The 25671-nt window shown below is 63.9% G+C and carries 25 protein-coding genes; 17 read left to right on the top strand and 8 right to left on the bottom strand.

Annotation, left to right across the window (positions count from 1 at the left end; genetic code table 11):
• Nucleotides 1–48: 48 nt before the first annotated feature.
• Genes hutI through ACFOOR_RS01375 form a run of 5 tightly spaced genes read left to right on the top strand, consistent with a single transcriptional unit; the run spans nucleotide 49 to nucleotide 5908 of the window.
• On the top strand, nucleotides 49–1260 hold the full coding sequence (hutI, locus tag ACFOOR_RS01395) for an imidazolonepropionase (protein ID WP_343163537.1): 1212 nt from the start codon (nucleotides 49–51) through the stop codon (nucleotides 1258–1260).
• Nucleotides 1257–2789, top strand: coding sequence for a histidine ammonia-lyase (hutH, locus tag ACFOOR_RS01390; protein WP_343163538.1), 1533 nt, complete (start codon nucleotides 1257–1259; stop codon nucleotides 2787–2789). The genes hutI and hutH overlap by 4 nt, the downstream gene beginning before the upstream one ends.
• Nucleotides 2786–3598, top strand: coding sequence for an N-formylglutamate deformylase (gene hutG / locus ACFOOR_RS01385; RefSeq protein WP_343163539.1), 813 nt, complete (start codon nucleotides 2786–2788; stop codon nucleotides 3596–3598). Before hutH ends, hutG begins: the two co-directional genes overlap by 4 nt.
• Entirely contained in the window at nucleotides 3595–5262 is a 1668-nt protein-coding gene (hutU, locus tag ACFOOR_RS01380; protein ID WP_343163540.1) for a urocanate hydratase, read from the top strand. The genes hutG and hutU overlap by 4 nt, the downstream gene beginning before the upstream one ends.
• Before the next feature lies 1 nt (nucleotide 5263).
• Entirely contained in the window at nucleotides 5264–5908 is a 645-nt protein-coding gene (locus ACFOOR_RS01375) for a S1 family peptidase (RefSeq protein ID WP_343163541.1), read from the top strand.
• A gap of 161 nt (nucleotides 5909–6069) precedes the next feature.
• Here the strand turns inward: ACFOOR_RS01375 and ACFOOR_RS01370 are convergent, their stop codons facing one another.
• The 3 genes from ACFOOR_RS01370 to ACFOOR_RS01360 are packed head-to-tail and all read right to left on the bottom strand — an operon-like array spanning nucleotide 6070 to nucleotide 10758.
• Entirely contained in the window at nucleotides 6070–7119 is a 1050-nt protein-coding gene (locus ACFOOR_RS01370; RefSeq protein WP_343163542.1) for a 2-oxoacid:ferredoxin oxidoreductase subunit beta, read from the bottom strand.
• A 4-nt stretch (nucleotides 7120–7123) separates the two neighbouring features.
• Nucleotides 7124–8953 (bottom strand): 2-oxoacid:acceptor oxidoreductase subunit alpha, encoded by a 1830-nt coding sequence (locus tag ACFOOR_RS01365; RefSeq protein ID WP_343163543.1) that lies wholly within the window; start codon nucleotides 8951–8953, stop codon nucleotides 7124–7126.
• Nucleotides 8950–10758 (bottom strand): FAD-dependent oxidoreductase, encoded by a 1809-nt coding sequence (locus ACFOOR_RS01360; RefSeq protein WP_343163544.1) that lies wholly within the window; start codon nucleotides 10756–10758, stop codon nucleotides 8950–8952. The genes ACFOOR_RS01365 and ACFOOR_RS01360 overlap by 4 nt, the downstream gene beginning before the upstream one ends.
• Nucleotides 10759–10906: 148 nt before the next feature.
• Here ACFOOR_RS01360 and ACFOOR_RS01355 point away from each other — a divergent pair, with 148 nt between their 5' ends.
• From ACFOOR_RS01355 to ACFOOR_RS01325, 7 genes are all read left to right on the top strand, one after another.
• A complete protein-coding gene (locus tag ACFOOR_RS01355; RefSeq protein ID WP_343163545.1) occupies nucleotides 10907–12112 on the top strand; it encodes a glycine C-acetyltransferase in 1206 nt (401 codons plus the stop codon).
• A 136-nt stretch (nucleotides 12113–12248) separates the two neighbouring features.
• Nucleotides 12249–12932: a hypothetical protein gene (locus ACFOOR_RS01350; protein WP_343163546.1), complete on the top strand. Its 684-nt coding sequence runs from the start codon at nucleotides 12249–12251 to the stop codon at nucleotides 12930–12932.
• A gap of 67 nt (nucleotides 12933–12999) precedes the next feature.
• Nucleotides 13000–14199 carry a hypothetical protein gene (locus ACFOOR_RS01345; protein WP_343163547.1) on the top strand — a complete coding sequence of 400 codons (1200 nt, stop codon included), beginning with the start codon at nucleotides 13000–13002 and terminating at the stop codon, nucleotides 14197–14199.
• Between the two features lie 82 nt (nucleotides 14200–14281).
• Entirely contained in the window at nucleotides 14282–15316 is a 1035-nt protein-coding gene (tdh, locus tag ACFOOR_RS01340) for an L-threonine 3-dehydrogenase (protein WP_343163548.1), read from the top strand.
• Nucleotides 15304–15576, top strand: coding sequence for a hypothetical protein (locus tag ACFOOR_RS01335; protein ID WP_343163549.1), 273 nt, complete (start codon nucleotides 15304–15306; stop codon nucleotides 15574–15576). Before tdh ends, ACFOOR_RS01335 begins: the two co-directional genes overlap by 13 nt.
• Nucleotides 15563–16261, top strand: a complete 699-nt coding sequence (locus ACFOOR_RS01330; protein WP_380213581.1) for a nitroreductase family protein — start codon at nucleotides 15563–15565, stop codon at nucleotides 16259–16261. Before ACFOOR_RS01335 ends, ACFOOR_RS01330 begins: the two co-directional genes overlap by 14 nt.
• A 4-nt stretch (nucleotides 16262–16265) precedes the next feature.
• A complete protein-coding gene (locus ACFOOR_RS01325; protein WP_343163550.1) occupies nucleotides 16266–16712 on the top strand; it encodes a hypothetical protein in 447 nt (148 codons plus the stop codon).
• Here ACFOOR_RS01325 and ACFOOR_RS01320 read toward each other — a convergent pair.
• Complete coding sequence (locus ACFOOR_RS01320; protein WP_343163551.1) at nucleotides 16709–16897, bottom strand: superinfection immunity protein; 189 nt, start codon at nucleotides 16895–16897, stop codon at nucleotides 16709–16711. The two genes, ACFOOR_RS01325 and ACFOOR_RS01320, sit on opposite strands and share 4 nt — an antisense overlap.
• A 276-nt stretch (nucleotides 16898–17173) precedes the next feature.
• Nucleotides 17174–18820, bottom strand: coding sequence for a long-chain-fatty-acid--CoA ligase (locus tag ACFOOR_RS01315; RefSeq protein WP_343163552.1), 1647 nt, complete (start codon nucleotides 18818–18820; stop codon nucleotides 17174–17176).
• Nucleotides 18821–18936: 116 nt separating this feature from the next.
• Between ACFOOR_RS01315 and ACFOOR_RS01310 the strand changes: the two genes are divergently transcribed.
• A complete protein-coding gene (locus ACFOOR_RS01310) occupies nucleotides 18937–19935 on the top strand; it encodes a threonine ammonia-lyase (RefSeq protein WP_343163553.1) in 999 nt (332 codons plus the stop codon).
• A 1-nt stretch (nucleotide 19936) separates the two neighbouring features.
• Here the strand turns inward: ACFOOR_RS01310 and ACFOOR_RS01305 are convergent, their stop codons facing one another.
• A complete protein-coding gene (locus ACFOOR_RS01305) occupies nucleotides 19937–21982 on the bottom strand; it encodes a lytic transglycosylase domain-containing protein (RefSeq protein ID WP_343163554.1) in 2046 nt (681 codons plus the stop codon).
• Nucleotides 21983–22127: 145 nt separating this feature from the next.
• Between ACFOOR_RS01305 and dapA the strand changes: the two genes are divergently transcribed.
• Both dapA and smpB read left to right on the top strand, forming a co-directional pair.
• Nucleotides 22128–23000: a 4-hydroxy-tetrahydrodipicolinate synthase gene (dapA, locus tag ACFOOR_RS01300; protein ID WP_343163555.1), complete on the top strand. Its 873-nt coding sequence runs from the start codon at nucleotides 22128–22130 to the stop codon at nucleotides 22998–23000.
• The gene (gene smpB / locus ACFOOR_RS01295) at nucleotides 22997–23461 is read left to right on the top strand and encodes an SsrA-binding protein SmpB (RefSeq protein ID WP_343163556.1); all 465 of its coding nucleotides are present in this window, start codon (nucleotides 22997–22999) and stop codon (nucleotides 23459–23461) included. The genes dapA and smpB overlap by 4 nt, the downstream gene beginning before the upstream one ends.
• Here smpB and ACFOOR_RS01290 read toward each other — a convergent pair.
• Both ACFOOR_RS01290 and ACFOOR_RS01285 read right to left on the bottom strand, forming a co-directional pair.
• Nucleotides 23458–24108, bottom strand: a complete 651-nt coding sequence (locus ACFOOR_RS01290) for a uracil-DNA glycosylase (RefSeq protein ID WP_343163557.1) — start codon at nucleotides 24106–24108, stop codon at nucleotides 23458–23460. The genes smpB and ACFOOR_RS01290 overlap by 4 nt on opposite strands.
• A complete protein-coding gene (locus ACFOOR_RS01285) occupies nucleotides 24108–24659 on the bottom strand; it encodes a LabA-like NYN domain-containing protein (protein WP_343163558.1) in 552 nt (183 codons plus the stop codon). Before ACFOOR_RS01285 ends, ACFOOR_RS01290 begins: the two co-directional genes overlap by 1 nt.
• Between ACFOOR_RS01285 and folK the strand changes: the two genes are divergently transcribed.
• Nucleotides 24658–25197 carry a 2-amino-4-hydroxy-6-hydroxymethyldihydropteridine diphosphokinase gene (folK, locus tag ACFOOR_RS01280; RefSeq protein ID WP_343163559.1) on the top strand — a complete coding sequence of 180 codons (540 nt, stop codon included), beginning with the start codon at nucleotides 24658–24660 and terminating at the stop codon, nucleotides 25195–25197. The genes ACFOOR_RS01285 and folK overlap by 2 nt on opposite strands.
• 104 nt (nucleotides 25198–25301) lie before the next feature.
• Nucleotides 25302–25667, top strand: a complete 366-nt coding sequence (rpoZ, locus tag ACFOOR_RS01275) for a DNA-directed RNA polymerase subunit omega (protein ID WP_343163560.1) — start codon at nucleotides 25302–25304, stop codon at nucleotides 25665–25667.
• Nucleotides 25668–25671: the final 4 nt, after the last annotated feature.

Below are 25671 nucleotides of genomic sequence, written 5' to 3'. Positions count from 1 at the left end.
ATCCTCTGACAGAGAGGTAGCCGGGATTCGTACAGGAAGGGAGAGTGCGTGCGTTACGACCGGCTGTTCGTCAACGGACGGCTCGCCACGATGGTGGCGGGCGGAACGCCCTATGGCGTGATCGAGCCAGGCTATGTCGCGGTCCTGGATGGTAAGGTCGCAGCAGTCGGCGCGATGGCGGACCTGCCGTCGGACGCAACCGGTGAGCGGATCGACCTTGAAGGCCGGTGGGTGACGCCGGCCCTGATCGACTGCCACACGCACCTGATCTTCGCCGGAGACCGGTCGGAAGAGTACGAGCAGAAGCTGGCCGGCGTGCCCTATCAGGAGATTGCCAAGGCCGGTGGCGGCATACCGAAAACGGTCGAGGCCGTGCGGGCGTCGAGCCCGGCCGACCTGGCCGCAGGCGCGATGAAGCGGCTCGATGTCTTCGCCATGGAAGGCGTCGGAACGATTGAAATCAAAACGGGTTATGGCCTGAACCTCGAGTCCGAAGTGAACATGATGAAGGCCGCACGAAGCCTCGGCCTGATCTCCGGGATGCGTGTCGAGGTGACACTGCTCGCCGCCCATGCTGTGCCGCCCGACTACAAGGGCCGCGCCGACGCCTATGTCGACGAAATCTGCATACCGCTGATCGAGAAAGCCGGTCGCCGCGGTCTGGCCGATGCCGTCGATGCCTATTGCGAAGGGATTGCCTTTACGCCGGAGCAGACGCGGCGCGTGTTTGAGGCGGCAAAGAAAGCCGGACTGAAGATCAAGCTGCACGCCGACCAGTTTTCCGACACCGGCGGGGCTGCTTTGGCGGCCGAATTCGGCGCGCTCAGCGCCGATCACCTCGAATACACGGACGCGGCCGGGATTGCGGCGATGGCCAGGGCCGGGACGGTCGCCGTGCTGCTGCCGGGCGCCTTCTACGTGCTGGGCGAAACCACGAAGCCGCCGGTCGCCGCGCTGCGCGAGGCAGGCGTGCCGATGGCGGTGGCGACCGATGCCAATCCCGGGACCAGCCCGCTTCTGTCGATCCTGACCGCGGCGAACATGGCCTGCCATCTGTTTGGTCTGACGGTGGAGGAAGCCATTGCTGGCATGACGCGCGAAGCGGCGCGGGCGCTTGGCCTTCACGATGAAATCGGCACGATCGAGCCGGGAAAACGCTGCGATCTGGCGGTCTGGGACATTGAGCGACCTGCCGAGCTGGTGCAGTGGATCGGGGCGCGGCCGCTTCACGGCCGGATCCTCGCAGGAGAATGGGCATGACGACGGTGACGATCCGTCCCGGTGCAATGACGCTGGCCGACTGGCGCGACGTGTGGAATGGCGCGGATATCACGGTCAGCGGCGACGCGCGGCCGGCTGTCGACAGGGGCGCGCAGGCGGTGCGCGACCTGCTGGCGTCCGGCCGGGCCGTCTATGGAATCAATACCGGCTTCGGGAAGCTCGCCCAGACGCGCATCGCGCCGGGTGAGCTGGAGGAGCTTCAGAAACGCCTCGTCCTGTCGCACGCCTGCGGTGTCGGCGCGCCGCTGCCGCGCCGGGTCGTGCGTCTGATGATGGCACTCAAGATCGCTTCGCTCGGGCAGGGCAATTCCGGCATCCGGTGGACGACGATCGAGGCGCTCGAAACGCTGCTGACGGCAGGCGTTGATCCGGTCATCCCGTCGCAGGGTTCGGTCGGCGCATCGGGCGATCTCGCGCCGCTTTCACACCTCGCCGCGGTCCTGATGGGCGTTGGCGAGGCCGAGATCGGCGATGAGCGGGTATCGGCGGTCGAGGCCCTGAAGCGCGCGGGACTTGAACCTCTGGTGCTCGGGCCGAAGGAAGGCCTCGCGCTGCTCAACGGCACGCAATTCTCCACCGCGTGTGCCCTGGCCGGTGTGTTCGAGGCGGAGACCGCCTTCCGCACCGCCCTGGTGGCCGGCGCACTGAGTGTCGAGGCAGCCAAGGGGGCCACCGCGCCGTTCGATCCGCGCATTCATGCCGTACGGAGACACCAGGGTCAGATTGATGCGGCGGCCGCCTATCGCGGCCTGCTGGAGGGCAGCGCCATCGTGGAAAGCCATGCCAGGTGCGACAAGGTCCAGGACCCGTATTGCCTGCGCTGCCAGCCGCAGGTGATGGGCGCGGCCCTCGGCGTGCTGCGCCAGGCGGCGCACTCGCTCGAAGTCGAGGCCAATGCCGTCACCGACAATCCGCTGATCTTCGCGGAGGGTCCGGACGCGATATCGGGCGGAAATTTCCATGCCGAGCCGGTCGCTTTCGCCGCCGACATGATCGCGATGGCGGTGTGCGAGATCGGATCGATCAGCGAGCGGCGGCTGGCCCTGCTGATGGACCCGGCACTGTCCGGTCTCCCGGCTTTTCTGACGCCGGCTCCAGGACTTAACTCGGGTTTCATGATCCCGCAGGTGACCGCTGCCGCTCTGGTTTCGGAGAACAAGCAGCGCGCCATGCCGGCCAGCGTCGATTCCATTCCGACATCAGCGAACCAGGAAGACCATGTCTCGATGGCGGCGCACGGCGCCCGGCGTCTGCTCGACATGACGGCCAATCTGCACTGCGTGATCGGGATCGAGCTCCTCGCCGCGGCGCAGGGCATTGATTTCCATGACGGGCTGACATCGTCCCGGCCGCTCGAAGCCGCGCGGCGGACGATCCGGTCGGCGGTGGCGCGCCTCGAGGATGACCGCTATCTCGCGCCCGACCTCCAAGCCGCGACCGAGCTCGTGCGTTCCGGTGCCGTAGTCGCTGTGGCTGGCGATCTGCCTGGGCTGGAGAGCGCCCGATGAGTGAGGTTTTCAGCCTCCGCCGGGGTCAGGAACCGCTGGTCATTTCGATCCCCCATTCCGGGACCGACATTCCGGACGACATCGCCGCTCGGCTCGGTGAGACGGCGAGAAGTCTGCCGGACACGGACTGGTTCGTCGATCGGCTCTATGGCTTTGCCGAGGAGCTCGACGCCACGATTCTTTGCGCGAAATATTCACGCTACGTGATTGATCTTAATCGTGATCCGAGCGGTACGAGTCTCTATCCAGGGCAGGCAACGACCGGCCTTGTTCCGGTCGAACGCTTTGATGGCACCCCGCTCTATCGCGCCGGCGCGGAACCGGATGAAGCCGAGATCGAACATCGCCGCTCGCGCTATTTCGACCCCTATCACCGGGCGATTGCCGAGGAATTGTCGCGTGTCCGGACGCTGCACGGCTATGCCTTGCTCTACGACGCGCATTCGATCGCCTCGGTCGTGCCGCGCCTGTTCGAGGGCGAATTGCCGGTGCTCAATCTCGGAACCAATTCCGGAACGACCTGCGCGCCGGAGATCGAACGCGCGGCGGTGCGCACGATTCTCGCACAGGACGAGTATGAGGCGGTCTCGAACGGCCGCTTCAAGGGCGGCTGGATCACGCGCAGCTTTGGCCGGCCGCACACCAATGTCCACGCGCTCCAGATGGAGCTGGCGCAGCGCGCCTATATGGACGAAGCCGCAAAATCCTATGACGAGGCCAAGGCCGCCATGCTGCAGCCGGTCCTGAAATCCATTCTCGAGGCGGCGGTCGATGCCGCCGAGAAACTCCATTGGGAGGTATCGAAATGACCGGCACGCGGCTCGACAATGCACGCGTCATCCGCGCGAAACGGGGTCCGGAGCTGGACGCGAAGTCCTGGCTGACCGAAGCGCCGCTGCGCATGCTGATGAACAATCTCGACCCGGAAGTGGCCGAGAAGCCGGAAGAGCTCGTCGTTTATGGCGGGATCGGCCGCGCGGCGCGCGACTGGGAGAGTTTCGACCGTATCGTGTCGACGCTGAAGCGCCTGAACGATGACGAGACGCTGCTGGTGCAGTCGGGCAAGCCGGTCGGGGTGTTCCGCACCCACGCCGACGCGCCGCGCGTCCTGATCGCGAATTCCAACCTCGTGCCCGCCTTTGCCAACTGGGAGCATTTCCGCGAGCTCGATAAGAAGGGGCTCATGATGTACGGCCAGATGACGGCCGGGTCGTGGATCTATATCGGCAGCCAGGGCATCGTTCAGGGCACATACGAGACCTTCGTCGAGGCCGGGCGCCAGCACTATGGCGGCGATCTCAAGGGCAAGTGGATCCTGACCGGCGGTCTCGGCGGCATGGGCGGAGCGCAGCCGCTCGCCGGCGTTATGGCCGGGGCGTGCGTGCTGGCCGTGGAATGCCGTCCGTCACGGATCGAGATGCGCCTCAAGACCCGCTATCTCGACCACCGCGCCAACACGATCGACGAGGCGCTGGAACTCATCGGGGACGCCACCCGCGAAGGCCGGGCGATCAGCGTCGGCCTGCTCGGCAATGCGGCGGAGGTTTTCCCGGAACTGGTGAAGCGGGGCGTCAGGCCGGACATGGTCACCGACCAGACTTCGGCGCATGACCCGGTGAATGGCTATCTGCCCGCTGGCTGGTCGCTGGAGGAGTGGGATGGCGCCAAGGAGAGCGACCCGGACCGGGTTGCGAAGGCGGCGAAGGCCTCGATGGCGGAGCAGGTGAAGGCCATGCTGGCCTTCCATGAAATGGGTATTCCGACTTTCGATTACGGCAACAATATCCGCCAGATGGCGAAGGAAGTTGGCGTAACGAATGCGTTCGATTTCCCGGGTTTCGTGCCGGCCTATATCCGCCCGCTCTTCTGCAAGGGGATCGGCCCGTTCCGGTGGGCGGCGCTGTCAGGCGATCCGGAGGATATCTACAAGACCGATGCCAAGGTGAAGGAGATCATCCCCGATGATCCCCAACTGCACCGCTGGCTCGACATGGCGCGCGAGCGTATCGCGTTTCAGGGCCTGCCGGCGCGGATCTGCTGGGTCGGTCTGGGTCTGCGGCACAAGCTCGGCCTTGCGTTCAATGCGATGGTCGCATCAGGTGAACTCTCGGCGCCGGTCGTGATCGGCCGCGATCACCTCGACAGCGGTTCGGTGGCCTCGCCCAACCGCGAGACTGAGGCAATGATGGACGGGTCGGACGCGGTGGCGGACTGGCCGCTGCTCAATGCGCTCCTGAACACGGCGTCGGGCGCGACCTGGGTGTCGCTGCATCATGGCGGCGGAGTCGGCATGGGGTGGTCTATCCATTCCGGGCAGGTGATCTGTTGCGACGGTTCGCCGGAAGCGGCGAGGCGCGTCGAGCGCGTGTTGTGGAACGACCCGGGCACGGGCGTGATGCGCCATGCCGATGCTGGCTACGATATCGCGAAGGATTGCGCGCGGGAGCAGGGGCTGGATCTGCCGAGTTTGTGAAATGACCCAAACAATAATAAACCTCGACCAATATACTTTGACCAGCGTTCCGTTGACATTATTTTGCAACGGTCACGAAATTGGCAAGGCAACGGGATTTTTTTATAAATCTAATGGAGAAGTATTTCTAGTTTCTAACTGGCATGTGTTCTCCGGACGGAACTGTAATGATGGTCAACCACATCATACGTCTTCGGCAATACCAGACACTATAAAGTTTCCCATTTGCAAGAAGGGTGAGATTGGGAGATTTATTGACGCATCAATTAATTTATATGAAAACGAAAGAGCGGTTTGGTTTCAGCATGGCGAGCTGGGACAGGACTGCGACGTAGCAGTTTTAAGAATGATAGGTGCGAATTCTGATGAAGTAGAATTTTACTCATTACCGGTAGAGGATGATCAATCCAATATGATGCTTCGGGTATCGATGGATGTATTTATTTTGGGTTATCCAGAAGGAGCAACGCATTGGGGAGCAATGCCAGTATGGAAGCGTGAAAGTATTGCAAGTGAGCCAGAATTTCGGCTCGGTGGGCGTCCATTCTTCTTGGTAGATTCAGCAACCCGGCCCGGAATGTCTGGTTCGCCAGTTATCTTAGAAGTTTTGGTGGCTATTTCTCTCGCGATCGCCGTTTTATTATGACTGGTGGCATGCCTTCGCGATTTGTAGGTATTTATTCAGGGAGACAGCTACCAGTCCGACCTAATGAGGCACAGCTCGGGCGCGTTTGGCACGCTTCGGTAATCGACGAAATTCTCACTGAGGGCGTCCCAGGCAACTTCGAACTACGATAATCGGGACGCCTAGCTATACCCCTTCATGATCTCGGCGAGTTTCGCCGAGCCGGGGCAGAGTTTCGCATAGTCCATCTGGTTCAGCGGCGCGTCGGGAAGGCGGTTCATGTCGCCCATGTCGGGCCGGGTCTCGTCGATATAGAGCAGGCCGGTCAGCACTTCCGAGCCCTCGCGCGTGCGCAGGAGCTGGAAGGCCTGGTCGCGGTCGCGCGGATCATAGTCGCGGTCGAGCTTGCGAAGCGTAACATTGCCGCCGTGGTGCATCGGCACGGTGATGGCGCCGCCGTCCTGATATTCCGCGGTGATCTCGGCTTCTTCCGGCACGAAGTCGGCGTGGATGACCGGGTGATAGTATTCGTAGGTGTGGGCGTAGCTCTTGGTCGAACCCGCGTGGTCGTTGAAGGTCACGCAGGGGCTGACGATATCAATCAGGGCAAAGCCCTTGTGCGCCAGAGCCGCCTTCATCAGCGGCACGAGCTGTTTCTTGTCGCCGGAAAAGCCGCGCGCCACGAAGGTCGCGCCGAGCGACAGGGCCAGGAGGACCGGGTCGATTGGCGGCTGTTCGTTGACTTCGCCGTATTTCGCCCTGGTGCCGATGTCGGCGGAGGCAGAAAACTGGCCCTTGGTCAGGCCGTACACGCCGTTGTTCTCGATGCAGTAGAGCATGTTGAGATTGCGGCGGATGGCGTGGGCGAACTGGCCGATGCCGATGGAGAGCGAGTCTCCGTCGCCCGACACGCCGATATAGTAGAGTTCCGGATTGACCGCGGCGGCGCCGGTCGCGACCGACGGCATGCGGCCGTGGACCGAGTTGATGCCCGAGGACTGGCCGAGGAAATAGGCGGTGGTCTTGGACGAACAGCCGATGCCGGACACTTTGGCCGCGCGGTGCGGCTCCAGATTCATCTCGTGGAAGGCCTGCACGAAGGCGGCGGTCACACTGTCATGGCCGCAACCGGCGCAGAGCGTCGACATCACGCCTTCATAGTCGCGGACCGTCAGGCCCAGCTTGTTTCGCCGCAGATGCTTGTCGATGCGCGGTTTGACGATCGAGGTCATGGGATCAGCCCTGATTGGCGATGTGTTCGCGGACCCGATCGACGATCAGGTGTGGATTGGCCGGCATGCCGGCATAATCGAGGATGGAGACGAGCTGGTCCTTGCGCGCCGCCGTCTCGGTGACGAGCAGGGTGCGCAGCTGGGCATCGCGGTTCTGTTCGAGCACGAAGACCGTGTCGTAATTGGCGATGAAGTTCTCGATCTCCGGGTGGAAGGGGAAGGCGCGGACGCGCAGATAGTCGATGTCGAGATCGTCCTCGGCATTGAGGCGCGCAATCGCTTCCTTCGCCGCGCCGTCGCAGCCGCCGACGGTCAGGATGGCGATCCGGGTCGGCTTGCCGCAGCGGACGATCTCCGGACCCGGCACCTTGGTCGCGGCGTTCTTCCACTTTTGCAGGATGCGGTCGAGCACGTCCTGATAGGCCGCGCTGTCCTCGGTATAGCCGCCGAATTTCGTGTGGCCGGAACCGCGGGTGAAATAGGCGCCCTTCGGGTGTTCGCCCGGAATGGTGCGGTAGGGGATGCCGTCGCCGTCGACATCAAGATAGCGATAGAATTTCTCGATCTTTTCCAGATCGGCCGCGTGATAGACCTTGCCGCGGTCGGGACGGCGGCTGTCATCCCATTCCAGCTTCGGCGTCATCCAGTCATTCATGCCGATATCGAGATCGGACAGGACGAAGACCGGCGTCTGGAAGAGTTCGGCCAGATCGAAGGCCTCGACGGCGAAGTCGAAGCATTCCTTCGGGTTGGCCGGGAACAGCACGAGATGCTTGGTGTCGCCGTGGCTGGCATAGGCGGCGAGCAGGATATCGCCCTGCTGGGTCCGGGTCGGCATGCCGGTGGACGGGCCGACGCGCTGCACGTCGAACAACACGGCCGGGACTTCGGAATAATAGGCAAAGCCGATGAATTCGCTCATCAGCGAGATGCCGGGTCCGGAGGTCGGGGTGAAGGCGCGCGCGCCGTTCCACGAGGCGCCGATCACCATGCCGATGGCCGAGAGTTCATCCTCCGCCTGAATGATGCAGTAATTGTTGCGGCCGGTTTCCGGATCGACACGAAGCCGCTCGCAGAAGCTCTTGAAGCCGTCCATCAGCGAGGTCGACGGTGTGATCGGATACCAGGCGCCGAAGCTCGCCCCGGCATAGACACAGCCGAGCGCGGCGGCGGTGTTGCCGTCGATCATGATGCAGCCGGACGTCTTGTCGAGCGCCTGCAGCTTGAAGGCGAGGGGCTGGGTGAAGTTTTCCTTCGCGTAGTTGTAGCCCATCTCCACCGCCTGCATGTTGGGCGGGATGAGCTTCGGCTTGGCGCCGAACATTTCCTCGACGAGGGACTGGATCACGGCCATGTCGACGCCGGTCAGCGCGGCGACCACGCCGACATAGGCCATGTTCTTCATCAGCACGCGGGTGCGGGCGTTGGCGAAATTCTCGTTGCACATCCGCGCCAGCGGAATGCCCAGAACGGTGACGTCGTCGCGCGCGAGAAGCGAGGGGCGTGGCCAGGTGCTGTCATAGATCAGCACGCCGCCGGGCGAGACGTCCTTCAGGTCGCGGGCATAGCTCTCCAGATTCATCGCGACCATGATGTCGACTTCGCCGGACCGGCCGGTCCAGCCGTCGCCGGTGACGCGGATCTCGTACCAGGTCGGCAGGCCCTGGATATTCGACGGGAAGAGGTTCTTTCCCACGACCGGGATGCCCATGCGGAAAATGGCCTTCATGAGCAGGCCGTTGGCACTGGCCGAGCCGGTGCCGTTCACATTGGCGATCTTGATGACGAAGTCGTTGACGCGGGTCCGGGCGGACGTCCCGGTGACGGCATTCATTCGGCAGCTCTCCGGCGGGCGCGCTCGGCGGCTTCATCGTCCGCGTGCGGCAGGAAGATTTCGGACAGGGCCATGTCCCACGCCGCCGTCGGGCAGCGTTCGGCACACAGACCGCAATGCAGGCAGAGGTCCTCGTCCTTGACCATGACCCGGCCGGTATTCGGCAGGTCCTCGGACACGTAGAGGGCCTGGTCGAGATTGTCGGCGGGCGCGGACAGGCGCTGGCGCAGATCGGCTTCCTCGCCATTCACCGTGATCGTCAGGCAGTTGACCGGGCAGATGTCGATACAGGCGTCGCACTCGGTGCAGGCGCTGGCGGTGAAGACGGTCTGGACGTCGCAGTTCAGGCAGCGTTCCACCTCGACGGCGGTCTGCTGCGGGTCGAAACCGAGCTCGACTTCGGTGTCGAGATCCTTGAAGCGCTTGGCCAGTTCGACATGCGTCATCTGGCGGCGCTGCGACGGGTCGTAGCCGTTGGAATAGGCCCACTCATTGTGGCCCATCTTCGCGGTTTCGAGATTGAGGCCGCGCGGCAGGCGCTCCGACACGTCGAGGCCCTGGCAATGCTTGTCGATCGAGATCGCCGCCTGGTGGCCATGCTCGACCGCCCAGATGATGTTCTTCGGGCCGAACGCGCTGTCGCCGCCGAAGAAGACGCCGGGGCGGGTGCTCTCGAACGTCGTCTCGTCGACGACCGGCACCTCCCATTTGTCGAACTCGATCCCGAGATCGCGCTCGATCCAGGGGAAGGCGTTTTCCTGGCCGATGGCGAGGATCACGTCGTCGCACGGAATGGTCTTTTCGCCGACGATGCGGGTGTCGGTGATCCGGCCGCGCGCGTCGGTGTCGTATTCCATCAGTTCGAACGTCATGCCGACCAGCTTGCCGTTCTCGACCACGAAGGCCTTGGGCGAGTGGTTGACGACGATCTCGACATTTTCCTCTTCGGCGTCTTCCAACTCCCACGGGGAGGCCTTGAAGAATTCGCGCGGCTTGCGGGCCATCACCTTCACATCATCGGCGCCGAGGCGCAGCGAGGTACGGCAGCAATCCATCGCGGTGTTGCCGACGCCGATGATCAGGACGCGCTTGCCGATCGACTTGACGTGATCGAAGGCGACCGATTCCAGCCAGGAAATGCCGATATGAATGTTGGCGTCGGCCTCCTGGCGGCCGGGCAGGTTCAGCTCCTTGCCCTTCGGCGCGCCGGAGCCGACGAAGACGGCGTCATAGCCTTCCGAGAGCAGGTCGTTCAGGGAATTGATGCGATGACCGGTCTTCAGCGTCACGCCCATGTCGAGGATGTAGCCGATCTCCTCGTCCAGCACGCGCTCCGGCAGGCGGAAGGACGGGATGTTGGAGATCATCAGACCGCCGGGCTTTTCCAGCGCTTCGAAGACGGTGCAGTCATAGCCGAGCGGGGCGAGGTCGTTGGCGACGGTCAGCGAGGCGGGTCCGGCCCCGATCAGCGCAATCTTCTTGCCGTTCTTCGCGATCGGCGCGCGCGGCAGCAGGTCTGCGACCTCGTCCTTGTGGTCGGCGGCAACGCGCTTCAGCCGGCAGATCGCAACCGGTTCGTCCTCCACGCGCGTCCGGCGGCAGGCCGGTTCGCAGGGCCGGTCGCAGACGCGGCCGAGAATGCCCGGAAAGACGTTGGAGCGCCGGTTGACCATGTAGGCGTCGGTAAAACGCCCCTGGGCGATGAGCCGGATATATTCCGGCACCGGCGTGTGCGCCGGGCAGGCATGCTGGCAATCGATGACCTTGTGGAAATAGTCAGGATCGGCCGTATCGGTCGGCTTCATGCGATATCCCCGCGAGCCTTGTCGGCCCCTCGGTTTCCCCTCCAAACGTCTGACGACACCATAGGCCTGTTCCGGGGGGCGACCGCAAGACTTTCCTTCGCTCCACGACAGGACTATTGGCAGGGGCGAGCGACCTGACGAGGACAAGATGAGCGACGCTTTCTATGCCCACCTGCGCGAGACGCTGAAGGAGATCGAGGCGGAAGGGCTGTACAAGCGCGAGCGCGTGATCGCCTCGGAGCAGTATTCCGAGATCGATGTCGTGCGGAACGGCAAGACCGATCACGTCATCAATTTCTGCGCCAACAACTATCTCGGCCTGGCGAACCGGCCGGAACTGGTCGCTGCCGCGAAGGACGCGCTCGACACCTATGGCTATGGCGTTGCGTCGGTGCGTTTCATTTGCGGCACGCAGACGGTTCACCGCGAACTGGAAAAGGCGATCGCCGAGTTTACCGGGCAGGAGGATTCGATCCTTTATGCTGCGGCGTTCGACGCCAATGGCGGCGTGTTCGAACCGCTGCTCGACGAAAATGACGCGATCATCTCCGACGCGCTGAACCACGCCTCGATCATCGACGGCGTCAGGCTCTGCAAGGCCAAGCGCTTCCGCTACGCCAATTCCGACATGGACGATCTCGAGACACAGCTGAAGGCCGCCGATGCGGCCGGGGCGCGCCACAAGCTGATCGTCACCGACGGCGTGTTCTCGATGGACGGCTATATCGCTAACCTGAAAGCGATCTGCGATCTCGCCGACAAGTATGATGCGATGGTGATGGTCGATGACTGCCACGCGCACGGCTTCATGGGCGCGAAGGGGCGCGGGACGCCGGAACATTGCGGCGTCATGGGAAGGGTCGACATCATCACGGGCACGCTCGGCAAGGCGCTTGGCGGGGCGATGGGCGGTTTCACCGCGGCGAAGCAGGAAGTCGTGGACCTGCTGCGCCAGCGCTCGCGGCCTTACCTCTTCTCGAACTCGCTGGCTCCCGCCATTGCGGGCGCGTCGCTGAAGGCGCTGGAAATGGTCCGCGAGGGCGACGATCTGCGCGCGCGACTGTTCGACAATGCGAAACGTTTCCGCGCGGGGATGAGCGCGGCGGGCTTCGACCTTCTGCCCGGCGAACACCCGATCATCCCGGTCATGCTGGGCGATGCGAAGCTGGCGCAGCAGATGGCCGCCGATCTGATGGATGAGGGCGTCTACGTGATCGGCTTCTTCTATCCGGTCGTGCCCAAGGGCAAGGCGCGGATCCGCACACAGATGAGCGCCGCCCACACGCCGGAACAGATCGACCGCGCCATCGCGGCTTTCACCAAGGTGGGCAAGAAGCTAGGGGTTGTTTCCTGATCGGGACGCGCGCCTTTTCCTCCCCCGCTTGCGGGGGAGGTGGGCCGAACAGCGTTCGGGCCGGAGGGGGGATTTCCCCCCTCAGTCTCGCGCGATGCGCTCGACAGCTCCCCCGTAAACGGGGGAGCAAACACCCATGAAACCCGCAAACCTCGCCTTCCTGTCCGCCTTCGGTTTCACTGCCGCGGTGATCGTCTTCGTCGTCCTGTTCGGACAGACGATGCCGCAGACGGCGGCGGGCATGGCGGAGGGGTATGAGACGCCGATCCTGGCGCTGGAATTCGCCAACTCGCGCGATGACCTCGCCTTCGTCCGCGCTGAAGACGCCGGTGAGCTTCGCGCGGGCTTCATCGCGGGCCAGCGGCTCGATGTCTGGTTTCCGCTCGCCTATGGCGGGCTGATGATCGTTGTGCTGGCAGGTCTCGCCTTGCGCGGCCGGCCGCTGGCCTGGGTTGGCGTTCTGGCCGCGGCGATCGCGATCCCGGCGGACTGGTGGGAGAATGCCGTGATCCACCAGATCCTGACCGATCCCGAGGGCGCACCGGCGCATCTGCCCGCGCTGGCAGCGTCGACCTTCACGAAATGGTTCGCGATTTCCGGCGCGGCTGAGATCTTCGCCCTGGCGGTTTTGCGGCAGGGCTGGTGGCCGCTCGCCATTCTCGCCTTGCCCTGTTCCATCGCCTGGCCTGTCGTCGCGGTCATGGGCGCGCCGGGTGGGCTGGCCGAATTGGGTTCGACCGCGACGACGCTTTTCTTCCTGACACTGCCGGTCACGGCAGGCTGGGCGCTTTACCGGGGACGGCGGGAAAAAATCGCCTGAGGGGCGAGTGCATCCGAATTTCGCCCCATTGGCATCTCAGGGTTAACGCCAAGGACAGGAGGGCGAGATGACCAATGCCACCATGACGATGGAGGAGGGTGTCCGCGTATCGGACAATGCCCGCCCCCAGGACGAACTGCTTCCATTCCTCAACAACTTCCACGACATCTTCACGACGATCGGTGTCGTGCTGCTCGGAGGCGGTCTCGCTTTCGGCGCGGCGCAGGTCTTCCAGGCGTCGGGACAGGACATCGAGACGTTTTCCGGCCAGGCCCTGCTGATGGGGCTGATCGCCGGGATCGGCGTGATCCTGTGGCTGATTTCGGCCGTTCTGGTCGGAAGCCAGCGGCGCATCCTGCCGGGGATCGTGCTGTCGCTCGGTTTCGTCGGGGCCGCCGCGACGGTGCTCGTCTGGCTCTATATCCGCTTCCTGATGGACGGGTCGGGCATTTCCTTTGACGCGATCGAAGCGCGCTTCGACGCGATGGATGACCCGGAGACATTCACAAGGGCGGCGACAAACGAAATCGCGGGCGCCTTGCCCTGGGCACTGCGTATCGCGCCGATCGTTGCGGGCATCGCCGTGCTGATCCCGATCGCGCTCTACTATTTCAGCTTCCGCCTGCCATTCACCGGCGGCCTCTTCGGGGTCGCGCTGGTGAGCCTGGCGGGTCTGACCCTGCTGACCTTCGAGCCCTATTACTACGTGGTCTACATGCCGACGGTGAATGTGGTGCTCGGTGGCCTTTTGCTGTTCGCGGGCATCGTGTTTGACGCGCGGGACCCGAACCGGCAGACGCGAATCGCCGGAACGGCCTTCTGGCTGCATTTCTTTGCCGCGCCGATTCTCCTCAGTGCGGTCCTGAACGTCACGCAGATGGGCTGGACGCTGACCGAGGCCGACTTCAACGAGACCACGATGCTGGGCGTCTTCGGTGCGCTCGGCGGGAATGGCGAAAACGCGACGCAGATTGCGATCACCGCGCTGATCGTGATCGGTGTATTTGCGCTGGTCTCGCTGCTCATCAATCGCCGGGCATTGATTGTCTCCGGACTGCTGACCGCGGGCATCTCGATCGGGATCATCGTCAACGGGGCCGGTCTCGGTGCGGGTGCCGTTGTCGCGATCACGCTTGTGCTGCTCGGCGGCACGGTCGTGCTGCTCGGGGCGGCGTGGAATCCGGTGCGGCGGGTTCTGCTGGCGCCGTTCCCGTCGGACGGACCGCTGGCGCGAATCTTCCCGCCGGTCGGGACGCATGCCGGCTAGGCATCTGCAGGACGGATTGTAACGGGGGCGGGGGGTGCGCTAGATCACCCCTCGCAAACCCGCGACACAAAGGCCGTCCCCCATGAAAGCCCTCGCCAAGCTGAAACCCGAAACCGGCATCTGGATGATCGAGGATGCGCCGAAGCCCGAGATCGGGCCGGACGACGTCCTCATCAAGGTCGGCAAGACCGCGATCTGCGGCACCGATATCCACATCTACAACTGGGATGACTGGGCGGCCGCCAACGTGCCGACGCCGATGGTGGTGGGCCATGAATATTCCGGCGTGGTCGAGGCGGTCGGCCGCGACGTGACCCGGGTGAAGGTGGGTCAACGGGTCTCCGGCGAGGGCCATGTCGTGGGCGAAAAGTCGCGCGCGGCGCGGGCCGGCAAATTCCACCTCGACCCGGAGACCAAGGGCGTCGGGGTCAACATCACCGGCGCGTTTGCCGATTATGTGAAAATCCCGGCCTTCAACGTCGTGCCGCTGCCCGATGACGTGCCGGACGAGATTGGCGCCATCCTCGACCCGCTTGGCAATGCGGTGCACACCGCGCTGCAATTCGATCTGGTGGGCGAGGACGTGCTCGTCACCGGCGCGGGACCGATCGGCATCATGGCCGCCGCCGTCGCCCGCCATGTCGGCGCGCGCCATGTCGTGCTGACCGACATCAATTCCGATCGCCTGAAACTGGCCGAGGGCGTCGTGCGCAATCTGCGCACCGTCAACACGGCGGAAGAAGACCTCAAGGCCGTCATGGCCGAACTGAAAATGACCGAGGGTTTCGATGTCGGCCTTGAAATGTCGGGTGCTGCCCCGGCCTTCAACCAGATGCTCGACAGCCTCGTCATGGGCGGAAAGATCGCCATGCTCGGCCTGCCCTCGAAGCCGATCCCGGTCGATTTCGGCAAGCTGGTGCTGAAGGCCATCACGCTGAAAGGCGTCTATGGCCGCGAGATGTTCGAGACCTGGTACAAGATGCTGGCGATGCTGCAGTCGGGGCTCGACGTGTCGGGCATCATCACCCACCGCCTGCCGGCGAACGACTTCCAGAAGGGCTTCGACGCGATGCGGTCGGGCAAGTCCGGCAAGGTGGTTCTGGATTGGACGCAATAGCCGAACGAACGATCTGGGTCGTAGCATTTCTGGCCCAGATTGCGGGGTGGTCAGCCCTGATCTGGTGGGACTACGACTTCCGCCAAAAGCTTCGCTATTCGCGGTGGGACAACAATCCGGCGCTCGGTATTCCGTTCAGCGTCCTTTATGGGGTCGGCTATCTCATCGCGTTTCTGGTATTGCCCCTGATACCGACGGCTATCCTGGTCGGAGCGACAGTGTTGATATTCAAGGCTTTAGGCGCCGATGTCGGCTTCTGAACGGAGACAGGACTTGACCATTCCCTCCCGCCCTCTCGACTTCTCGGAAAAACCCGAAGCGGAGATGCGCGCCGAGGCGCGCGCCTTCTACGAGGATATGAAGCGGCGGCGGACGGTGCGCGAGTTTTCCGGCCGCGACGTGCCGCGCGAGATCATCGAAAACGCGATCCTCGCCGCCGGTACCGCGCCTTCAGGCGCCAATCACCAGCCCTGGCATTTCTCCGTCATCGGCAAGGGCGAAGTCCGCTCCCGCCTGCGCGAAGCGGCGGAGGCCGAAGAGCGGGCCTTCTACACCGAGAAGGCCAGCGCGGAGTGGCTCGAAGCCCTGGCCCCGCTCGGGACGGACGATCACAAGCCCTATCTGGAGATCGCGCCCTGGCTGATCGCCGTCTTCGCGCAGCGGCGCGGCGGCGTGACGGCGGGCGAGAACAAGAAGAATTACTATGTCAGCGAGAGCGTCGGCATTGCCTGCGGCTTCCTGCTGGCGGCTCTACACCGCGCCGGACTCGCCACACTGACGCATACGCCAAACCCGATGGGCTTCCTGTCGGAGATTTGTGGCCGGCCAGAGAATGAGAAGCCTTACATGCTGATTGTCGCTGGCTATCCAGCGGAGGGCGCGACGGTCCCAGAACACGCGCTGATCAAGAAGCCTCTGTCCGACATCTGCGACTTCATCGAGTAGGTCCATGCCGCGCGAGATCATCATCGAGCGCGACTATGCGCTGGACGCCGACTCGCATTTCGCCCGCATCGTCCGCTATGACGAACTGGCCGAGGCGATGTCGGGTCAGGTCCGCTACGAAGGTATGCCCGAGGGCGAGGTCACCAAGGGGCAGAGTGTCGATCTGAAGCTCTTCCTCCATGGCTGGCTGCCGATGGGGCGCTGGCACATTGATGTGATGGACCGGAATGATGCCGAGCGGCGGCTGGAAAGCCGGGAACATGGCTGGATGGCGAAGCGCCACGACCATGTTCTGACGGTGACGCCGTTACCCGGCGGGGGATGCCGGCACCGCGACCATCTGATCGTCGATGCCGGGCTGATGACCGGCTTCTATGCCCGGACGGCGAGGCGCATGTACGAGCAGCGCCATGATCAGCGCCAGAAGCTGCGCGGGCAGGAGACCGCCTAGTTCTGCACCTGCACGCGGTGGATGATCGCCGTGGTCGACCAGATCAGCGTGATCAGCCAGCCGATGACGGTCCAGCCGAACAGCAAATTCGTCAGGAAGATCGCGAAGGCGTTGTGATGCCCGCGCAGAAGCGCGACGAGCGTCGGGATGAAATAGAGCAGGGCGGGGATCAGCAGGATTTCCATGTCCGGCACTCCTTATCGAATTTCGATAAAGAAATAGCGCGCGCGGGGCCACTCCGCAATGGGCTGCGGGAGGGATTTGCGGGGCGGGAGTCCCGTAATCATTGACATGGGGTTCCCGCGAAAGCGGGAATCCGAAACCGGGTGCTAGCCTCAGGTCCCCATTTTCATGGGGACCCCAGGTTCAAGTCTTCGACGCTCCCCGGTTTCGCGTGAGTGAAGACCGGAGTCCTGCTGGATCCCGGATCGGCTTCGCCGTCCGGGAAACGTCTTGGGGTCCTAAACCCCCGGATCGTCGGGGAAGCGGTAGTCGGCGTAGATCTCGCGCAGCTTGGTCTTGAGGATCTTGCCCGTCGCGCCGATCGGCATCTGGTCGATGAAGACGATGCCGTTCGGGATCCACCATTTGGCGACCTTGCCCTCGAGATATTCGATGATGGATTCCGGGTTCGGTTCCTTGCCCGGCAGCAGCTGAACCACCAGAAGCGGGCGTTCCTGCCACTTGGTGTGCGGCATGCCGACGGCGGCGGCCATGGCAATGTCCGGATGTCCCATCGCCGCGTTTTCCAGATCGATCGAGCTGATCCATTCGCCGCCGGACTTGATCACGTCCTTGGAGCGGTCGGTGATGGTCATGAAGCCGTCGCGGTCGAGATGGGCGACATCGCCGGTCTTGAACCAGCCATCGTCGGTGAAGCTCTCGCGTCCGGCACCGCGGAAATAGCCCGAGGCGATCCACGGGCCGCGAACATGGACGTGTCCGGCCGACTGGCCGTCCCAAGGAAGCTCCTTGCCCTCGTCGTCGACGATGCGCATGTCGACGCCATAGACGAGACGGCCCTGCTTCAGCTTGACCTTCACTTCCGCTTCGCGGTCGAGCCCCTCATGCTTCGGCAGCGGCGTGTTGACCGTGCCGAGCGGGCTCATTTCGGTCATGCCCCATCCCTGCTGCATGCGGACGCCGTAATTGTCCTCATAGGCGCGCAGGAGGGCTTCGGGCAGGGCCGAGCCGCCGATCAGCACGCGTTCGACGCTATCGATGCGCTTGTCGTTCTCGCGCAGATACTGCAGCAGTCCGAGCCAGACGGTCGGCACGCCGGCCACGTAGTTGACCTTTTCGGTCTCGATGAGCTCGTGCAGGCTGGCGCCGTCGAGCTGTGCTCCCGGCATGACGAGCTTCGCGCCGGTCATCGGCGTGGCGTAGGGGATGCCCCAGGCGTTGACGTGGAACATCGGCACGACGGGCAGGGCAACGCCCTTGGCGCCGACCCCGATTACGTCGGAGGCACAGGTTGCCATCGCGTGCAGCACGGTCGAGCGATGCGAATAGAGCACGCCCTTCGGATCGCCGGTGGTGCCCGATGTGTAGCACAGGCCGGCGGCAGCATTCTCGTCGAATTGCGGCCAGTCGAAATCAGCCTTGTGCGCACCGATCAGGTCCTCGTAGGCGGTGCTTTTCACCTTGGTTTTCGACGTCAGTTCGGAACCGCCGAGAATAACCCAGTGCTTCACGCCCTTGGCGTGCGGCGCGATCGCGTCGACCAGCGGCGCGAACTGGACGTCGAAGAAAACCGCCTTGGACTGGGCGTGTTCAAGCATCCAGGCGATCTGGTCGGGCGCGAGGCGCGGATTGACGGTGTGGACCACGGCGCCGATGCCGGAAATCCCGTAGTAGAGTTCGAAATGCCGATGCGAGTTCCAGGCGATGGTGGAGACCCGGTCGGTCGGCTTGATCTTCAGCGCTTTGGTCAGCGCATTGGCCAGCTGACCGGTCCGCGTCCAGGCGTCGCCGTAACCGTAGCGATGGATCTGTCCGCTTTCGGGCAATCGCGTCACGATTTCGCGCTCGCCGTGGCAGCGCGCGCCGTGCCGCAAGATGCCCGAGATCATCAAGGGCATGTCCATCATTTCGCCACGCATCGTCATGTAATTCCTCCCCTTGGACGCATTTTGCCGGTCCGTTACCGGCATGAAACGCGGGATGACCGCCCCGCGCAATCCTTTTAGAAAATGGATTGCAACGGCTTGCAGTCGAGTCGGCGATGGAAGGACGATTGAACGTGCAGCAACTGCCTGAATATTCGGACATTCTGGATGCCGCGCGGCGGATTGCAGCCGAGGCCGTCCATACCCCGCTTTTGGAAAACGAAGTGCTCAACGCGCGAACCGGCGGCCGGGTGCTGATCAAGCCGGAATGCCTGCAGCGTACCGGATCTTTCAAATTCCGCGGTGCGTACAACAGGCTCTCGGTCATTCCCGCGGCGGATCGATCCAGAGGCGTCGTCGCCTTTTCCTCTGGAAACCACGCCCAGGGCGTGGCCTGTGCGGCCAAGCTTCTGGGCATTCCGGCCATCATCGTGATGCCGTCGGATGCGCCGAAGGTGAAGGCCGACGGCGTGCGCCGCTATGGTGCCGAAATCGTCGCCTATGACCGCGAAAGGGACGACCGCGAAGCCATCGCCGCGACCTATGTCGAGGAACGCGGCATGACGCTGGTGCCGTCCTATGATGACCCCTTCATCGTCGCCGGGCAGGGCACATGCGGCCTTGAGATTGCCCGCAGTCTCGAGAATTTGAACCTGACGCCCGACGCGCTGGTTTGCTGCACAGGCGGCGGCGGACTGATCGCCGGCATCGGCCTCGCCATGAAGCATCACTTCCCGCAGGTCGAGATCTGGGCGGCGGAACCGGAAGGCTTTGACGACCATGCCCGGTCGCTCGCTGCGGGAGAACGCGTGTCGAATGCGCGCCTCGGCGGATCGGTTCAGGATGCGCTGCTGACCCCGTCACCCGGAAAGATCACCTTCGCGCTCAACCAGCGCCAACTGACCGGTGCGGTGCAGACGACGGATGATGAGGCGCTCGATGCGGTGGCGTTCGCTTATGCGCATCTGAAGCTGGTCGCCGAACCGGGCGGTGCCACCGCGCTCGGTGCCATTCTGGCGGGCAAGATCGACGTCAAGGACCGCACGGTCGTTTGCGTCCTGACCGGCGGCAATGTCGACCCGGATATCTACCGGCGCGCGCTCGACCGTCTGTGATCTAGCGCCGCCAGTTCGGTGAGCCGCGATTGAGGTCGTCCATGATCCGCAAGGGGACGGGAGATCCGTCGCCCAGGCGGTAGCGGTAGACCTGCGTGTTCTCGATGATGCGCTGGACGTAGTTCCGGGTTTCGGAGAACGGGATCATCTCGATCCAGTCAATCGGGTCGATGCCCGCGGCCCGCGGATCGCCATAGGCCTCGATCCAGGCACGGGAACGGTGCCCGCCGGCATTGTAGGCGGCGAAGGACAGGATGTAGGAGCCGTCGAATTCGTCGATCACTTCCTGCAGGTGATAAAGGCCGAGCCGCATGTTGTAGTCGGCGTCATAGCTCAGCCATTCGAAATGATAGGGCAGGCCCACGTCGCGGGCTGTCGCGCGTGCGGTTGCGGGCATCATCTGCATCATGCCGCGCGCGCCGGCGCTCGAAATCGCCGTGGCGTCGAATTCGGTCTCCTGGCGGATGATGCCGTGCACGACCGCAGTTTCCGGCGTGGCGTAGGACACGTCCGGCAGCTCGATAACGGGATAGGAATCACTGGTCAGGACGTGCCAGCGGTAGCCAGCGGCCTTGGCGGCGCGGACGGCTTCGCGATTGTTGAGATATTCCCGGGCCAGTCCGGCGAGCAGCGCGCTTTCGGCGGGGTCTTCAAGTTCGTCGTCGAGATGGAAGATGAAGACGCGGAAAAAGTAGTCCTCGTTCATCTCGCCCAGAAGGTGCAGTGCCCGAGCCACGGGCCGGGATTCGAAGACCTGCCGCGTTTCCTCGGACGGCTCGGGATCTGGCGGCATCGACAGCATGGCGTTCTCGCCTTCGAGCGCGACGATGGCCAGCTGGCCGTAATAGGCGGTCTGGTGCTCGGCGGCCTGGCGGTAATAGGTTTCCGCGAGCTCGGCATTGCCCATCGCTTCGGCAGCGCGGCCCTGCCAGTAGCGGCCCCGCGAGACCGAGACCGGATAGGAAACACCGTCGAGCAACCGGGTGAAATGCTCCAGCGCGACCGCAGGCCGGTCAAGGAAGCGCAAGGCAAACCAGCCGGCCAGGAATTCGGCGTCCGCGAAATCGGCGCCTTCCGACATGCCATTGGCCGAAGCCAGGTCGTAGGCGGTCTGGAAGTCGCGGTCGCGGATCAGGTTCAGGATGGCCAAGCGGCGCTCCAGCCAGATCGCTTCCAGCGCGTCGTGGTTGGGATATTCGGCCGGGATCTCGAGCAACAGCTCAAGCGCGCCGTCTTCAAGGCCGGCACGCCGCCGCCAGCGGGCCCGCTCGTAAAGCAGGCTTGTGTGGTTGGAGAGCGAGGCCGGGACCGCCTCGACGGCGGTGTCCACTCCGCCCGACCGGCCGGCGAGGCGGATTCGGGCGTCGACCAGCCGCCGCCATCCCGGCTCGAGCACGGGAAGCAGGGCAGTCGCGGCCGTGCGCTGGTCCTGCCACAGCAGCATGTCGGCGCGGGCCTGATGGTCGTCGGTGCGCAGGCGGCGCCGATGTTCGGTGAGGATTTCGGCTTGCCGGTAGAGGCGGAAAGTGTTCTGGCGCCAGGCTTCGCGGATCAGTTCGGTGCCCTGCGCCTCCGCACCCGAGGCGATGAAAGCTTCTCCGAGCGCGATCCGACCTTCGCCTGATTGCGGAGGATTGCCCTGAAACCAGCCTGATATGAAGACCGGCGACAGGCCGGAGGTTGCAATCTTGAACTCGGCTTCGCGGCGGATGAAGTCGTATTGCGGCCAGCCCTGGAGTTCATCGAGCGCGAGGTCGAGCTCCATGAAGGTCGCGCTCTCGTCGGACGTCGCGATGCGCCAAAGAAGGATGTTGCGCGCGATCGGGTCGGACAAGCGGCCGCGGATGTCGCGCACCCGGTCCCATTCGCCGTCGGATGCAGCGCGCAAGCCGCTCCGGAACAGGGTGAAGTCGTGGTCGTCGAGATAGGCCGAATGGTTCGGCACGTCAGGCTTCAGCCTCGGAGCCGGTCCGCCGTCCTGGGCGAAGGCGGGGGAGGCGAGCGCAATCGAAAACAGTCCGATGAAGGCAAGCACACGGATCAACATGGGGGCGAAACGTTCTTTGCGCGCGGAATGTTGCGCATCATGATGCAGCCACACCGCGTCTGTCCACAGCGATCCCGGTCCCTTGGCGGGCGGCGTGCAGATGGATATGGTCCGCGCCCTTCGTTCCGAGCCAGAGGTCTGACACATGTTTCGCGGTTCCCTGACTGCACTGGTGACGCCGTTCAAGAATGGTGCCGTCGATGAGGGCGCTTTCGAGGCGCTGGTCGAGCGTCAGATCGCATCGGGCACGCATGGGCTTGTCCCGATGGGGACCACCGGAGAATCGCCGACGCTGTCGAAGGACGAACACTTCCGGGTGGTGGAACACTGCCTGCAGATCGCGGACGGCCGCGTGCCGGTGATCGCCGGCACCGGGTCGAATGCCACGGACGTCGCGATCGGTAACCAGCGCAAGGCGAAAGAGCTTGGCGCGGCGGCCGGCCTCGTCGTCTCGCCCTATTACAACAAGCCGTCGCAAGCCGGGCTGTATGAACATTTCAAGGCGATCAACGACGCCGTCGACCTGCCGATCATCGTCTACAACATTCCGGGCCGGTCGGTGGTGGATATCTCCAACGAGACGATGGCGCGCATTGCCGGACTCTCGCGCGTGATCGGAGTCAAGGACGCCACCGGCGACCTGACGCGGGTCAGCGCGCTGCGTCATCTGATCGGTCCGGACTTCGTCCAGCTGTCGGGAGAGGACGCTACGGCACTGGCCTATAATGCAGCGGGCGGCGTTGGATGCATCTCGGTCACATCGAACGTGGCGCCGGAATTGTGCGCGCGACTGCAGGAGGCGACTTTGGCGGGCCGGTTCGCCGATGCTCTTGAGATACAGGACAAGCTCTGGCCGCTGCATCGGGCGCTGTTCCTCGCACCCAGCCCGGGTCCGGCGAAATACGCGCTGTCGCTGCTGGGCCTGTGCCGGGAGGAGTTGCGCCTGCCGCTGGTCGGACCGGATGATGCGGTGAAGGCCGAAATTCGCGCCGCGATGGACCATGCGGGGCTGTTGTGAGCCAGGCCGACAACAATGCCATTGCGGTCAACCGGCGTGCGCGTTTCGACTACGAGGTCCTGGAAACGTTCGAAGCCGGGATCCAGCTCGTCGGCAGCGAGGTCAAATCCCTGCGTGACGGGCGCGCCAACATCGCCGAGGCCTATGTCGGGCCGGACGGTGACGAGATCTATCTGATCAATGCCGATATTCCGCCTTACAGCCACGGCAACCAGTTCAACCATGAACCGCGGCGCAAGCGGAAACTCCTGCTCAACCGCAAGGAAATCAACAAGCTGGCGGGTGCGGTGCAGAAGGAGGGCCTGACGATCGTTCCGCTGCGGCTCTATTTCAATGGCCGCGGGCTGGTGAAGCTCCAGATCGGGCTCGCCAAGGGCAAGAAGACGATCGACAAGCGCGAGACGATCAAGCGCCGCGACTGGGACCGCAACAAGCACCGCCTGATGAAGAATTTCGGCTAGCGGCCGAGCCAGGACCGGATCGCGTCGAACACGTCGTCGAACATGGCAACGGTCAGCCTTCCGGTATTGGTGTTGTACCGGGAGCAGTGATAGCTGTCGAAAAGCCGGACCGGCCCGTGCGGGCCGTCCAGATCGGCCTCCGCGCCATGGGCGAAGGTTGCCGCATTCAGCTTGTAACCCAGTGTCTTCAGCGTGTTGTCGTGCGCGATCTTCCCGAGCGCGAGGATGGCTTTGAGCCGAGGCAGGGCGGCAATACGCGCCTCCAGATAGGGCCGGCACTGGTTCGCTTCGACGGTCTCGGGCTTGTTCTGCGGCGGCACGCAGCGCACGGCGTTAGTGATCATCGCCCCGTCCAGCGTCACGCCGTCGCCGGCATGGGCGGCATAGGTGCCGCGCGAGAAGCCGTGCTTTTCCAGCGTCGCGTAGAGCAGATCCCCGGCATAGTCGCCGGTGAAGGGGCGGCCGGTCTGATTGGCACCTTTCAGGCCCGGGGCCAGGCCGACGATCAGGAATTCCGCGTCCGGATCGCCGAAGGAGGGGACCGGAGCGTTGAAGAAGGTCGGATAGGCCGTTGCATTCGCTTCCCGGAAGGCCACGAGGCGCGGACAGAGCGGGCAGTCGAGCGGTGGCTCGGGCGGGACCGGCATCACTCGGCGTTGCGCGGTTCGCGGGCTTCCCGGCCGATCAGCTTTTCGAGATCGGCGACGTCGATGAAGGCGTCGGCCTGACGGCGCAGATCGTCGGAAATCATCGAGGGCTGGGATTTCATCGACGACACGACCGAGACGCGGGTGCCGCGGCGCTGGCACGCCTCGACCGCGGCGCGGAAATCGCCATCGCCGGAGAACAGGACGATGTGGTCGAGCCAGGCGGCTGCCTCGATCAGATCAACGGCCATCTCGACGTCCATGTCGCCCTTCACGCGGCGGCGGCCGGTGTCGTCGGAATATTCCTTGGCCGGCTTGGTCACGACGTTGAAGCCGTTATAGGCGAGCCAGTCGACGAGGGGGCGCAGCGGGGTGTAGTCCTCGGTTTCGAGTAGCGCCGTGTAGTAGTTTGCGCGGATGAGACGTCCACGTTTCTTGAATTCTTCCAGAAGCTTGCGGTAATCGATGTCGAAATCGAGGGCTTTCGAGGTTGAATAGAGATTGGCCCCGTCGATGAAGAGACCAATGCGGTCATTGGGATAAAAGGTCATGGGAATCGATCCTCAAATGGGTCAACAAACACGGCCGGTCCGCGCCCTGATCGCGCTTGGCGGGAACCTGCCGTGGCAAGACATAGCGCCCGAATTGCTTTTACCCAAGGTGTTCGACGCACTCGATGGCGACGAAATCCGCGTGCTTGCCCGGTCGTCTCTGTGGCGGACGCCGGCCTGGCCCGATCCGTCCGCGCCGGCTTACGTGAATGCTGCGGCCGCGATCGAGACGATCATGAACGCGGAGGCACTGCTGCAGCGGCTGCATGCCATCGAGTGGGAATTCGGGCGCGTGCGCGGCGAAGGCCGCAATCAGTCGCGCACGCTCGACCTTGATATCGTCGACTTTGGCGGGCAGCAGATCGACATGCCGGACCTGACGCTTCCGCATCCTCGCGCGGCCAGCCGGGCCTTCGTGCTGTTGCCCTTGCAGGAAGTGGCCCCTGACTGGTGCGATCCTGTGTCAAGGCAGGAGATCGGCGCATTGATCGCGGCTTTACCGGACAGCGATGTCAGCGCCTGCGTCCGGATCGGCTGAATTCTTCCGTTGTGCAATGCGGCAGACCCCTTGCCGGACAGGGCAAGGGGGTCTAAACAGCGCGGTTCCAAGCCACCGGGCTGACAAGCAAGGAGACCGCGCGCATGGCTCGCGTCACCGTCGAAGACTGCATCGAAAAAGTCCCGAACCGCTTCAAGCTGGTTCTGCTCGCCGCGCATCGCGCCCGCAACATCTCTGCGGGTTCGGCGCTGACCATCGACCGCGACAACGACAAGAACCCGGTCGTGGCGCTGCGCGAGATTGCCGATGACACGGTCGATCTCGACGTGCTTGGCGAGAGCCTGGTGTCCGGCCTGCAACGTGTCCTGCCGAGCGAGGATGACGATCAGGATTCGGACGACAATGTTCCGCAGATTGACGCCCGGCCGGCCTTGGCCGAGCCCGATGAGGCGGAAATGCTGAAGGCGCTGCAGAGCGACCGCGACGGCGCTCCGGACACGCGCTTCTAACGGG

The sequence above is a fragment of the Hyphobacterium vulgare genome, from assembly GCF_042643335.1.
GTDB lineage: Bacteria > Pseudomonadota > Alphaproteobacteria > Caulobacterales > Maricaulaceae > Hyphobacterium > Hyphobacterium vulgare.
The sequence above is the reverse complement of the archived record's forward strand: the minus strand, read 5'-3'. Positions and strand labels throughout refer to the sequence as shown.

What these genes read in the sequence shown, in the direction of transcription:
- ACFOOR_RS01285 (WP_343163558.1), bottom strand. Translation starts at nt 24,659, where the DNA reads ATGACCTTTTATCCCAATGACCGCATTGGTCTCTTCATCGACGGGGCC.
- hutU (WP_343163540.1), top strand. Translation starts at nt 3,595, where the DNA reads ATGACCGGCACGCGGCTCGACAATGCACGCGTCATCCGCGCGAAACGG.
- ACFOOR_RS01345 (WP_343163547.1), top strand. Translation starts at nt 13,000, where the DNA reads ATGACCAATGCCACCATGACGATGGAGGAGGGTGTCCGCGTATCGGAC.
- ACFOOR_RS01360 (WP_343163544.1), bottom strand. Translation starts at nt 10,758, where the DNA reads ATGAAGCCGACCGATACGGCCGATCCTGACTATTTCCACAAGGTCATC.
- ACFOOR_RS01370 (WP_343163542.1), bottom strand. Translation starts at nt 7,119, where the DNA reads ATGACCTCGATCGTCAAACCGCGCATCGACAAGCATCTGCGGCGAAAC.
- ACFOOR_RS01290 (WP_343163557.1), bottom strand. Translation starts at nt 24,108, where the DNA reads ATGCCGGTCCCGCCCGAGCCACCGCTCGACTGCCCGCTCTGTCCGCGC.
- ACFOOR_RS01315 (WP_343163552.1), bottom strand. Translation starts at nt 18,820, where the DNA reads ATGACGATGCGTGGCGAAATGATGGACATGCCCTTGATGATCTCGGGC.
- hutG (WP_343163539.1), top strand. Translation starts at nt 2,786, where the DNA reads ATGAGTGAGGTTTTCAGCCTCCGCCGGGGTCAGGAACCGCTGGTCATT.
- hutH (WP_343163538.1), top strand. Translation starts at nt 1,257, where the DNA reads ATGACGACGGTGACGATCCGTCCCGGTGCAATGACGCTGGCCGACTGG.
- ACFOOR_RS01355 (WP_343163545.1), top strand. Translation starts at nt 10,907, where the DNA reads ATGAGCGACGCTTTCTATGCCCACCTGCGCGAGACGCTGAAGGAGATC.
- ACFOOR_RS01375 (WP_343163541.1), top strand. Translation starts at nt 5,264, where the DNA reads ATGACCCAAACAATAATAAACCTCGACCAATATACTTTGACCAGCGTT.
- ACFOOR_RS01350 (WP_343163546.1), top strand. Translation starts at nt 12,249, where the DNA reads ATGAAACCCGCAAACCTCGCCTTCCTGTCCGCCTTCGGTTTCACTGCC.
- ACFOOR_RS01325 (WP_343163550.1), top strand. Translation starts at nt 16,266, where the DNA reads ATGCCGCGCGAGATCATCATCGAGCGCGACTATGCGCTGGACGCCGAC.
- ACFOOR_RS01310 (WP_343163553.1), top strand. Translation starts at nt 18,937, where the DNA reads ATGGAAGGACGATTGAACGTGCAGCAACTGCCTGAATATTCGGACATT.
- ACFOOR_RS01305 (WP_343163554.1), bottom strand. Translation starts at nt 21,982, where the DNA reads ATGTTGATCCGTGTGCTTGCCTTCATCGGACTGTTTTCGATTGCGCTC.
- rpoZ (WP_343163560.1), top strand. Translation starts at nt 25,302, where the DNA reads ATGGCTCGCGTCACCGTCGAAGACTGCATCGAAAAAGTCCCGAACCGC.
- dapA (WP_343163555.1), top strand. Translation starts at nt 22,128, where the DNA reads ATGTTTCGCGGTTCCCTGACTGCACTGGTGACGCCGTTCAAGAATGGT.
- ACFOOR_RS01330 (WP_380213581.1), top strand. Translation starts at nt 15,563, where the DNA reads ATGTCGGCTTCTGAACGGAGACAGGACTTGACCATTCCCTCCCGCCCT.
- ACFOOR_RS01320 (WP_343163551.1), bottom strand. Translation starts at nt 16,897, where the DNA reads ATGGAAATCCTGCTGATCCCCGCCCTGCTCTATTTCATCCCGACGCTC.
- tdh (WP_343163548.1), top strand. Translation starts at nt 14,282, where the DNA reads ATGAAAGCCCTCGCCAAGCTGAAACCCGAAACCGGCATCTGGATGATC.
- ACFOOR_RS01365 (WP_343163543.1), bottom strand. Translation starts at nt 8,953, where the DNA reads ATGAATGCCGTCACCGGGACGTCCGCCCGGACCCGCGTCAACGACTTC.
- folK (WP_343163559.1), top strand. Translation starts at nt 24,658, where the DNA reads ATGGGAATCGATCCTCAAATGGGTCAACAAACACGGCCGGTCCGCGCC.